The organism is Ensifer sp. Root423, from assembly GCF_001426275.1.
Lineage (GTDB): Bacteria > Pseudomonadota > Alphaproteobacteria > Rhizobiales > Rhizobiaceae > Ensifer > Ensifer adhaerens.
This window is the reverse complement of the sequence record NZ_LMEG01000012.1, coordinates 342,562-351,569: the sequence shown is the minus strand read 5'-3', so window position 1 is coordinate 351,569 and position 9,008 is coordinate 342,562. Positions and strand designations below refer to the sequence as shown.

Here is a 9,008-nt window from a genome sequence, read left to right as displayed (position 1 = left end):
TACCAGCTTCTTCTTGATTTCGTCGACGACGTCCTTGGAGTTTTCCATGGCCGACGAAGCAACGTCGGTCTTGGCAGCGCCGAGGCCGAGGGCGTCCTGAACAGCCGAGAGGGCCTTGTTGTCCGAACGCATGGTGGTCGCGATCGACCAGTAAGCAGCGTTGTCAGCCGCGGTGCCGACGCGCAGACCCGACGAAATACGCTCCTGGGTGGTTTCCATCGAGGAGTTGATCGAACGCAGGGTGGCGAGTGCGCCCATGGCGGAAGAATTGGTGATGATGCTCGTCATTAGAGTGTCCCTTGATTACTTTAGACGATTTAGGGGACATACCGGACTTCCCGGTGATGGCGGATCGGCTTCATGCCACTCGGTTCCAACTATCTCGGAAGAAACCAAACCCGTCATGTGAAAGGGACTATCGCGTGCAAAGCTTGCGAATTGATTAAATGCCCAAGGCAGCTTGGGCCGAGATAACTTATACTTAACAAGACTTTAATGCTGCCACGGATGCTGAGATCACAGCCCCGCTGCCGCCAGCAAAGATGTGTCGGACGGTGGTTCGCTCCTGCCTGAGGCAAGCTCCCCCGGGTAAACTCGGCTTCGAACAAGGACTAGCAAGCCGGCGCCGGTCGCCGCGCCTCTTCGACGGAGCTCTTAGTGAACGCCCAAGCCATCTTTTCGACCGCCTCCCGGCAATACCAGAAGGGGCAGTACACGGACGCGCTCAACCAGCTGAATGTGCTGATGGAGATCAACCGCGACACCAAGACCTATGTGCTTCTGGCGAAGGTCCTCGTGAAACTCGGTTTCAAGGCTGAGGCGGCCCGTGCCTACCAGCTCGCCGGTGAAGCCGGCGGCTCGCGGGCGGAAGATTACCTCACCGACGCCATGAAACTCTACTTCGCGAACGGGCAGGAGGACGAGGCACTGAGCATCGGACTGCCGCTTCTGGAGAAGGCCAAGACAGATGCCGAGATCGCCTTCATCATCGCCTCGATCTTCCTCAAGCGCGGCGAAAAGGAAATCCTGGGGCTTTTCAAGGCGCCGCTGACCCTGAGCACCAACCGTCTGCACAATGCGCTTGCCTTCAAGCTGTTGACCGCCGAAATCAACGATCTGCAAGATCGTGACGCGCTCGCCAATCTCTTCCGCAACAACCCGAAGAACACCACGCTGCGGTCGGCCCATCTCGTCTATGCGCGTGAGGCCAACGACTATGCCGAGGTCGAGAAGCACGAACGCGACATCCAACGGGCACTGAAAGCCGGGCAGACCGAAATTCTTGCAGCTGAAGCGCCCTACTATCATGCGACCTGGTGTGGCGACGAAAGCTTCAACCGGGTTGCCGGCGCACAGCTCAACCCGTTCCCGAGCAGCCTGACGGAAGTACGCCGCGCCGCGCCGCACCGCTGGGGCGAGCGCATTCGCATCGGTTATGTTTCCGCCGACTTCTGGGACGACCATGCGACGATGAAGCTGCTGAAGGCGGTGTTGATGGCGCACGACAAGACGCGCTTCGACGTCACCCTCTTCTGCCATACCAAGAGCGCGCTTGCGGCGCGCGACCAGGACATACGCGCAAGATGGGGCAGGATCGTCGAGATCGGCGACCTCTCCGACGACGAGGCTGCGCATGTCATTCGCCAGGAAAATATCGACATTCTCGTCGACCTGAAGGGGCATACGCTCGAAAGCCGAGTCTCCATCTTCAACCGGGCTGCAGCGCCCGTGCAGGTGGGCTGGCTGGGCTTCCCTGGGACCACCGTCAACGTCGATCTCGACTACATCATCGGCGACCCTTGTGTGCTTCCGGACAGCAGCAAGGCGCATTATTATGAAAAATACTGCCGCCTGCCGGAGACCTACCAGCCCAACGATCCCTACGAGCGCGCCCGGCCCCGGGCGATGTCGCGCAAGGATGTCGGCCTTCCCGAGGATGCATTCGTATTTGCCTCCTTCAACGCAAATCGCAAGATTTCGCTTCAGACGGTCAATCTCTGGATCGACATCCTTCGCCAGACGCCCGGAAGCCTGCTGTGGGTGCTGTGCGACAGGGCGGATGCACGCACAAATCTGCTGGCCAAGTTCAAAAGCGCCGGCATCGATACCAAGCGCATCGTCATCTGCGGCAAGTTCGCCTACCAGAACCACGTCGACCGCGTTCCGCTCGCCGATCTCGGCCTCGACACCTATCCCTATAACGGCCACACGACCACATCCGAACAGCTCTGGGCAGGCCTGCCGGTGCTGTCCTTCAAGGGCACGAACTTCGCTTCACGCGTGAGCGAGAGCCTGCTGAACGCCATCGGCGTGCCGGAACTCGTGGCCACGGGGCCGGAGGACTACGTCAAGGAAGCTGTCGCGCTCTACAACAACCGTGACAAGATCGCCGACTATCGAAAGAGGCTGGACGAGAACCGGTTCCGGATGCCGCTATTCGATGCGGAGCGTTTCTGCCAGCACCTGGAAACGGGCTACGAAATGATGGCCGACCGCGCCAAGCGCGGACTGGCACCTGATCACATCGACGTTCCGGCATTGCCGCCGCGCATCGGGTCGTTCGAACGCTGAACGGCGATCATCCCTGAAAGACAAAAGGCAGCGCCGCGGCGCTGCCTTTTTTGTTGTCCCGTTTCGAGGATCGCAAAGCCCGATGGCGCGGATGATCCGGAGCGCCATGCGCCGAAGGCAAGCGCATCGCGGTTTTCGGGATGCGGCTCTTCTCTTTGAGCTTTTGATTTGTCGCCGTCGCTAGCGCGCCGCGCACTCTCCGTGCGACAGCTCTAACTGAAGGAGCGCACCAGACTGCCGACGAGGAGGTTCCAGCCGTCAATCAAGACGAAGAAGAGAATCTTGAACGGCAACGAGATCGCCGTCGGCGGCAGCATCATCATACCCATGGCCATGGTGATGGTAGCGACGATCAGATCGATCACCAGGAACGGCAGCATGATCAGGAAGCCGATTTCGAAGCCGCGGCGAATTTCCGAGATCATGAAGGCCGGCACGACCGCGCGCAGATCGACCTTGTCGTCGACGACGACCGTCTGGCCCTTTTCCTTGGCGATGTCGATGAAGAGCTGCAGGTCCTTGTCGCGCGTATTGGCGAGCATGAAGTCGCGGAAAGGCTCGGTGATCCGGGGGATCGCCTCCGCCTCTGTGATCTGGTTCTTCATCAGCGGGTCGATGCCGTCCCGCCAGGCGCGATCGAAGGTCGGCCCCATGACATAGAAGGTCATGAACAGCGCCAGCGAAACCATGATCATGTTGGATGGCGTGGTCGCCAGGCCCATGCCGGTGCGCAGGATCGCAAAGGCAATCACGAAGCGCGGAAAGCTGGTGACCATGATCAGGATGCCGGGGGCCACCGACAGCACGGTCAGAAGACCGAAGGTGCGGATGATCCACGAGGCGGCAGAGCCGTCGATAGGCGTATTCAGGATATCAGAGGGGAAGCTCTGGGCGCCGGCAATACCGGACATCGCCATCATGGCAACTATAAAGGCGACTAGCCGGACCATTTATCGAATCATTGGATGACGAAGGTTCTGAACATCACATTGGTTACGCGCCCATCGGAGCGCAGGTCAACCCGCTCCTGGATGTCATCCCGGAGATATTGAAAGCCGCGTGGTCCCTGGATTTGTTGCAGGGAAACGGTTTTCAGGTAGGCGGCGATATCCTGGTGGATCTGCTCGGCGAGTTTGGGGTCAGGCAGGCCGTCGAACTGCAGCGCCACTTCCAGGCGGATCCAGTTTTCAGAGGGATAGGCAAGGTTGGTGGTGATCGGGTCGAGCTGGACGACGCCGTTCGCTTCGGTCGCTACCTTCGGCAGGCCTTCTTCGCCGGTCGCATTGGCGGCCGGCTCCTTGGTCGCTTCCACCTGCTCCTTCGGAGGCGGTGGTGCGAGCAGGCCGCCCACCAGCCAGCCGCCGCCGCCGGCAAGCAGCGTCAGCACGGCGATGGCCGCGATGGTCAGCACCTTCGACGGCGGCTTCGGAGCGTTGGAATCGAGTTCTTCCATCTTGCCGTTCCCTGCCGATCAGATCGGCGAAAATAGATCCATGAACTGCTGGCCGTAGGGCGGCTGCTGCACTTCGGTCAGGCGACCACGGCCGCCATAGGAGATGCGCGCCTCGGCGATGCGGTCGTAGGAGATGACGTTGTCGGCATCGACGTCCCGCGGCCGGACGATACCGGCGACGTTCAGGATGCGCAGCTCGTGGTTGACCCGCACTTCTTGCGAACCGCTGATCAACAGGTTGCCGTTTTCGAGAACGCCGGTGACAACGGCGGCAACGAGCACCCGCAGCTTTTCCGAACGCTCCGTCGTGCCGTCACCTTCGGTCTTGGTATTCGAGCCGTATTTCAGGTCGCCGGACCAGCCGAAATCGCTCGTCTGAGACTTGCCGCTGGCGCCGACGTTGAAGCCACTCGAGTTCTTGCGGCTACGGTCCGTCTTGTTGTCGAAGGTTGCGCCTTCGTTGATCTTGATGTCGACCGTCAGGATATCGCCGACATTGATCGCGCGCGCGTCCTTGAAGAGCGCTGCCTGCTGGTCGTTCCACAACGAATAGCCATTCACCATCTGGCGCGGCTGCTTCGGATACATGGCGAGCTGCGGCGTCTGCGAATATTGCAGACCGCTGCCGATCGGGCTCATCGACGGCGCGCGGCCGATTTCGTTGAGCGCTTGGTTCTGACATCCCGCAAGGAGGGCGGCCCCGGTCAGTATAGCCGTTAGACGCGTTTTCATGATGGTTCCTTCGAGGTGTTCGGGTCGCTGGCGCTCGAGATGATGTTGGTAAGGATCGCCGCCTTCTCATCGCTCATTTCGCTCAGGATCAGCGATGACTGGCGCGGTGGCAGCTGCATGACGATGGCGGCGGCAATCTCGGGCCTCACCATCTCAAGCTTGCCGGCGGCTGCGTCCGGCTTCATCGTCTTGTAGATGCCGACGAGGTTGAGTTCCGCCTGTTTCAGGAAATCGTTGCGGCGGTTCAGCCAGTCTTCGTATTCCTCGCGGCGCTTTTCGAGCGTGGCGATGCGCTCGTCGATGCTTGCCTGCAGCGTTTCGAGATCCTTGCGCTGCAGCACATAACGCTGGTCGCGCGCGGCGTCGGCGATGTTGGTGCAGAACTGCTGGATCTCGTTCTGGGTCGCGTCGCTTGCGGGCGGCGCCGTGACGTCCTGGGCAAAGGCGCCCGGCATCGAAAGCATGGACGCGACAGCCGCCGCGGCGAGCAGCAGCCTGCGGGTCCGGCCGAGAGAATGATTGTCGTTTGCGATCATTGCAGCACGAGCTCCGCCTGGAGGGCACCGGCCGTCTTGATGCTCTGCAGGATGGCGATGATGCCGTCCGGCTTGACGCCGATGTTGTTGAGTCCGGCGACGAGCGAGCGAAGGCTCGAACCGTTGAGGATCGCCACCGTGCCGCCGTCGGACTGCGCGTTGATCGTCGTGTTCGGTTCCATCGCCGTCTGCCCGCGCGAGAAGGGCAGCGGCTGCACCACTGTCGGCGTCTCGCTGACTTCCACGGTCAATGTTCCGTAGCTGACCGCCACCTCGTTGACCCGGACATCCTGGCCGATGACGATCGTGCCGGTGCGTTCGTTGATGACGACGCGCGCAGGCACGTCGGTCTCGATGACGATGTTTTCGATGTCGGCCATCAGCCGCGCGAGGTCCGCCATCTTCGGCTTTTCGACGAGAACGGCCTGGCTGTCGCGCGCTTCCGCAATGCGGCCGCCATATTGCTGGGCCGCGTATTTGTTGATCGCTGCGGCCATGCCGACGGCGGTCGAGAAATCAGGATTGCGCAGCTGCAGCACGAGGTTGAAGCCGTCCTTGAACTTCGACGGCAGCTCACGCTCGATGATGGCGCCGTTCGGCACGCGACCGGACGTCGTGACACCCTGGTTGAGGGTTGCGGCGTCGCCCTGCGCGTTGAAGCCGGTGACGACGACGGAGCCTTGCGCGACCGCATAGATCTGGCCGTCTGCACCCGAAAGCGAGGTCATGACCAGCGTGCCGCCGCGCAGCGACGTGCTGTCGCCGAGCGAGCCGACGGTCACGTCGACGCGGCTGCCGGGGCTGGCGAAAGGCGGCAGGTTCGCCGTCACCAGTACGGCCGCGACGTTGCGCGTCCGGGACTCGCCGCCCTGGGTGGAGATGCCGAGATTTTGCAGCATCGCGCGGATCGACTGGTCGGTGAACGGCGACGAGCGCAGGCTGTCGCCCGTGCCCTGCAGGCCGACGACGAGGCCGTATCCGATAAGCTGGTTGTCACGGCCCGCCTGAAGCGAGGCGACGTCCTTGATCCTGGATGCGCCGAAGGCGGGCGTCAGCGCCATGGAGAACGCGACAGCCAGCGACAGGAACCATTTGCATGCAAGCATTTTCATTTCGCCACCACATGGACAGTGCCGTCGGCCATCACCGTTCCGGAAACGATGACGCCGGTATCGATGTTGCGCGCCCGGATCAGTTCGCCGACGGCGGCGTCCTGGAGCGGCGATCCGGCAGCGCTGATGGTCAGGCCGCCATTGCTAAAGACGAGGCGCACGGTCGAACCGCGCTCGACGGCATATTGCTCGCGAAGCGCGCTCGCCAAGATCACCCGGCCGGGAAGAAGCGTGCGCTTGGTGACCTTGCCGTCGATCTCGCCCAGGGTTCTGATGTAGCCGTCGGCGAGATCAGGGTTGGTGACGTCGACGACTTCGACGCGGCTCGCATCGACGGTTTCGCCCGGATAGATGGTCTGCGTGGGGATCACCGCCGTCAACCGTTCCGCATAACCTGCCGAAGGCAACAGGAAAGCGGCGGCGAAGAGCGCGCCAGCCACCAGCCGCCGCGCGCTGGCGCGGCCGGCCTTCGAAGCCTTGATGTCTGCGGATCGGCGAAACGTCATGTTTGCCCCCTCTTTCGTTACCTGAGGTTCTTGCTCACCGTGGCCGCCATTTCATCGGCGGCCTGAATGATCTTGGAGTTCATCTCGTAGGCGCGCTGCGCCGAGATCAGGTCGGTGATTTCCTTGACCGGATCGACGTTGGACGCTTCGAGATACTTCTGCTTGATCTGCGCGAAGCCCGGATCGGCAGGCGTGCCGACGATCGCGTCGCCGGAGGCCGGCGTCTGCTTGAAGAGGTTTTCGCCCTGCGGCTCGAGGCCCGCCTCGTTGACGAAGTTGGCGATCGTCAGCTGGCCGATTTCCTGCATGGCGGGGTCGTTGCCGATGCGCACCATCACCTGGCCGGAGCTCGTGAAGACGATGTCGGTCGCGTCCTGCGGAACGGTGATGCCCGGAACAACGGTGTAGCCGTCGATCGTCACGAGCTGGCCTTGCGCATTCTTGTTGAAGGCGCCGGCACGGGTATAGACTGTCTCGCCATCGGGCGTCTCGACCTGGAACCAGCCACGACCGATCAGCGCCAGGTCGTACTCGTTGCCGGTCGAAACCATGCTGCCCTGGATGTGAAGGTTACGTACGGCCGCCGTCTGCACGCCGAGACCGATGATCGCGCCTTCCGGAACGATCGCCTGGTTGGAGCGGTTCGGCACGCCCTGGGCGCGTTCGGTTTGATAAAGCAGATCGGAGAACTCGGCGCGCGCGCGCTTGTAACCCGTCGTGTTGATGTTCGCGATGTTGTTCGCGATGACTTCGAGGTTCAGCTGCTGGGCGTTCATGCCGGTGGCGGCAATGGAAAGGGCCTTCATGTCTCGTTCCTTCAGATCTGCATGCGCGCGATTTCGAGGTAGGCGGTGACCACCTTGTCGCGGATCGCGATCGCGGTCTGCAGCGACTGTTCGGCGCTCATCACCGCATCGACGACCTCACGGGTGTTTGCCTGGCCGCGAATGCCGTCGAGTGACATGCCTTCGGCCTTCTTCATGGCGCCGATGGCGTCGCTTGCCATGTCGCCGAGAACCGAAGCGAAGCTCTGCCCCTGCGGCACGCCCTGGGTGGCGGCCGGCATGCCGAAGATCGACGACGAGGATGACGTGGAGTGGGTGCCGTCGGTCTCTTTGGTGACCGAGAAGGCGCCGAGGGATTTAACTGCATCGATCATTATTGCGAGGCTCTCAACAGGTCGATTGTCTGGGAAATCAGGTCGCGGGACTGCTTGATGGTCTGGAGGTTCGCCTCATAGGCGCGGTTGGCTTCGCGCATATCGGCCATCTCCACCAGGATGTTGACGTTCGGCAGCTTGACCATGCCCTTTTCGTTGGCGGCCGGATTGCCCGGATCGAACTCGATGTTGAAATCCGAATCGTCCGTGCCCTGCCGCTCAATCTCGACCAGCGAGGCGCCGCTTGCGCGGTCCACTTCGGCTGCAAAGCTGATGGTCTTGCGGCGATAGGGATCCGCGCCCGGCGTATCGCCGGTGGAGCGGGCGTTGGCGATGTTTTCGGAGACGATGCGCAGGCGAGTCGATTCCGCCTGCAGGCCGGAGGCCGATACCTTGAGGGCCGAGGTCAATGGATCCATGGTTCTTACTTCCGTACCGCCATTAGCATCATTCGGTGAAAGGCCTTCACAAGGCCGGCGGAGAGCTCGTAGTCGCGCTTGATTTCGCCGGTCTTCATCATTTCCTGCTCGATCGCGACGCTGTTGCCGGATTGCTGGATCTGCACACCGTCGACCATGCCGACTTCAGCCACCTGAGAGGCTGCGAGGCCGTCCGTGAAGTGCATCTTGTTGGTCGCCGCCATCTGGATGCCGGCGTCCTGCAGCACGCTTTCGAACGGCTTGACGTCCTTGGCCTTGTAGTGCGGCGTGTTCGCATTGGCGATGTTGCCGGCCACCACGTTCTGGCGAACGGTCAGCCACTGGGCCTGCCGGGACGCGAGTTCGAAAAGCTGAATCGGTTGCATCAAAAGCTCCATGCTTGGTGATGCGAACCTAGGCCGGTAATCTTGCGTGGGACTTTCGTCGGAAAGCGATGCCCAAGGGATCGGGGCCTCTGCTGTCGGAGATCGCCTGCAAAAGACGGAAAGCCGCGTCATCC

Annotated in this window: 12 protein-coding genes; 1 reads left to right on the top strand and 11 read right to left on the bottom strand. The window is 61.8% G+C overall.

Features of this window, described 5'->3' with window-relative positions; translation table 11 throughout:
* A partial coding sequence (locus ASD01_RS14310; protein ID WP_458574498.1) for a flagellin N-terminal helical domain-containing protein occupies positions 1 to 288 on the bottom strand: 288 nt, incomplete at its 3' end.
* A 369-nt stretch (positions 289 to 657) separates the two neighbouring features.
* Here ASD01_RS14310 and ASD01_RS14305 point away from each other — a divergent pair.
* Entirely contained in the window at positions 658 to 2,571 is a 1,914-nt protein-coding gene (locus ASD01_RS14305; protein ID WP_034796892.1) for an O-linked N-acetylglucosamine transferase, SPINDLY family protein, read from the top strand.
* Between the two features lie 212 nt (positions 2,572 to 2,783).
* Here the strand turns inward: ASD01_RS14305 and fliP are convergent, their stop codons facing one another.
* Genes fliP through flgB form a run of 10 tightly spaced genes read right to left on the bottom strand, consistent with a single transcriptional unit; the run spans position 2,784 to position 8,874 of the window.
* Complete coding sequence (gene fliP, locus ASD01_RS14300) at positions 2,784 to 3,521, bottom strand: flagellar type III secretion system pore protein FliP (protein WP_034796894.1); 738 nt, start codon at positions 3,519 to 3,521, stop codon at positions 2,784 to 2,786.
* Positions 3,522 to 3,529: 8 nt separating this feature from the next.
* The gene (locus tag ASD01_RS14295) at positions 3,530 to 4,024 is read right to left on the bottom strand and encodes a flagellar basal body-associated FliL family protein (RefSeq protein WP_034796896.1); all 495 of its coding nucleotides are present in this window, start codon (positions 4,022 to 4,024) and stop codon (positions 3,530 to 3,532) included.
* Positions 4,025 to 4,042: 18 nt separating this feature from the next.
* Positions 4,043 to 4,756, bottom strand: a complete 714-nt coding sequence (gene flgH, locus ASD01_RS14290) for a flagellar basal body L-ring protein FlgH (RefSeq protein ID WP_034796898.1) — start codon at positions 4,754 to 4,756, stop codon at positions 4,043 to 4,045.
* The gene (locus tag ASD01_RS14285) at positions 4,753 to 5,292 is read right to left on the bottom strand and encodes a MotE family protein (protein WP_034796899.1); all 540 of its coding nucleotides are present in this window, start codon (positions 5,290 to 5,292) and stop codon (positions 4,753 to 4,755) included. The genes flgH and ASD01_RS14285 overlap by 4 nt, the downstream gene beginning before the upstream one ends.
* Positions 5,289 to 6,404 carry a flagellar basal body P-ring protein FlgI gene (locus ASD01_RS14280; protein ID WP_043613025.1) on the bottom strand — a complete coding sequence of 372 codons (1,116 nt, stop codon included), beginning with the start codon at positions 6,402 to 6,404 and terminating at the stop codon, positions 5,289 to 5,291. Before ASD01_RS14280 ends, ASD01_RS14285 begins: the two co-directional genes overlap by 4 nt.
* Positions 6,401 to 6,910: a flagellar basal body P-ring formation chaperone FlgA gene (gene flgA, locus ASD01_RS14275; protein WP_051659364.1), complete on the bottom strand. Its 510-nt coding sequence runs from the start codon at positions 6,908 to 6,910 to the stop codon at positions 6,401 to 6,403. Before flgA ends, ASD01_RS14280 begins: the two co-directional genes overlap by 4 nt.
* 17 nt (positions 6,911 to 6,927) lie before the next feature.
* On the bottom strand, positions 6,928 to 7,716 hold the full coding sequence (gene flgG, locus ASD01_RS14270) for a flagellar basal-body rod protein FlgG (protein WP_034796905.1): 789 nt from the start codon (positions 7,714 to 7,716) through the stop codon (positions 6,928 to 6,930).
* Positions 7,717 to 7,727: 11 nt separating this feature from the next.
* Positions 7,728 to 8,069, bottom strand: coding sequence for a flagellar hook-basal body complex protein FliE (locus tag ASD01_RS14265; RefSeq protein ID WP_034796908.1), 342 nt, complete (start codon positions 8,067 to 8,069; stop codon positions 7,728 to 7,730).
* Entirely contained in the window at positions 8,069 to 8,488 is a 420-nt protein-coding gene (flgC, locus tag ASD01_RS14260) for a flagellar basal body rod protein FlgC (protein ID WP_034796910.1), read from the bottom strand. The genes ASD01_RS14265 and flgC overlap by 1 nt, the downstream gene beginning before the upstream one ends.
* Before the next feature lie 5 nt (positions 8,489 to 8,493).
* Positions 8,494 to 8,874, bottom strand: a complete 381-nt coding sequence (gene flgB / locus ASD01_RS14255) for a flagellar basal body rod protein FlgB (protein ID WP_034797574.1) — start codon at positions 8,872 to 8,874, stop codon at positions 8,494 to 8,496.
* Between the last annotated feature and the right edge of the window lie 134 nt (positions 8,875 to 9,008).

Bases quoted from the DNA above. Each gene is read 5' to 3' on its own strand.
- flgH (WP_034796898.1), bottom strand. From the start codon at position 4,756: ATGAAAACGCGTCTAACGGCTATACTGACCGGGGCCGCCCTCCTTGCG.
- flgA (WP_051659364.1), bottom strand. From the start codon at position 6,910: ATGACGTTTCGCCGATCCGCAGACATCAAGGCTTCGAAGGCCGGCCGC.
- flgB (WP_034797574.1), bottom strand. From the start codon at position 8,874: ATGCAACCGATTCAGCTTTTCGAACTCGCGTCCCGGCAGGCCCAGTGG.
- flgG (WP_034796905.1), bottom strand. From the start codon at position 7,716: ATGAAGGCCCTTTCCATTGCCGCCACCGGCATGAACGCCCAGCAGCTG.
- ASD01_RS14285 (WP_034796899.1), bottom strand. From the start codon at position 5,292: ATGATCGCAAACGACAATCATTCTCTCGGCCGGACCCGCAGGCTGCTG.
- ASD01_RS14265 (WP_034796908.1), bottom strand. From the start codon at position 8,069: ATGATCGATGCAGTTAAATCCCTCGGCGCCTTCTCGGTCACCAAAGAG.
- flgC (WP_034796910.1), bottom strand. From the start codon at position 8,488: ATGGATCCATTGACCTCGGCCCTCAAGGTATCGGCCTCCGGCCTGCAG.
- ASD01_RS14280 (WP_043613025.1), bottom strand. From the start codon at position 6,404: ATGAAAATGCTTGCATGCAAATGGTTCCTGTCGCTGGCTGTCGCGTTC.
- fliP (WP_034796894.1), bottom strand. From the start codon at position 3,521: ATGGTCCGGCTAGTCGCCTTTATAGTTGCCATGATGGCGATGTCCGGT.
- ASD01_RS14295 (WP_034796896.1), bottom strand. From the start codon at position 4,024: ATGGAAGAACTCGATTCCAACGCTCCGAAGCCGCCGTCGAAGGTGCTG.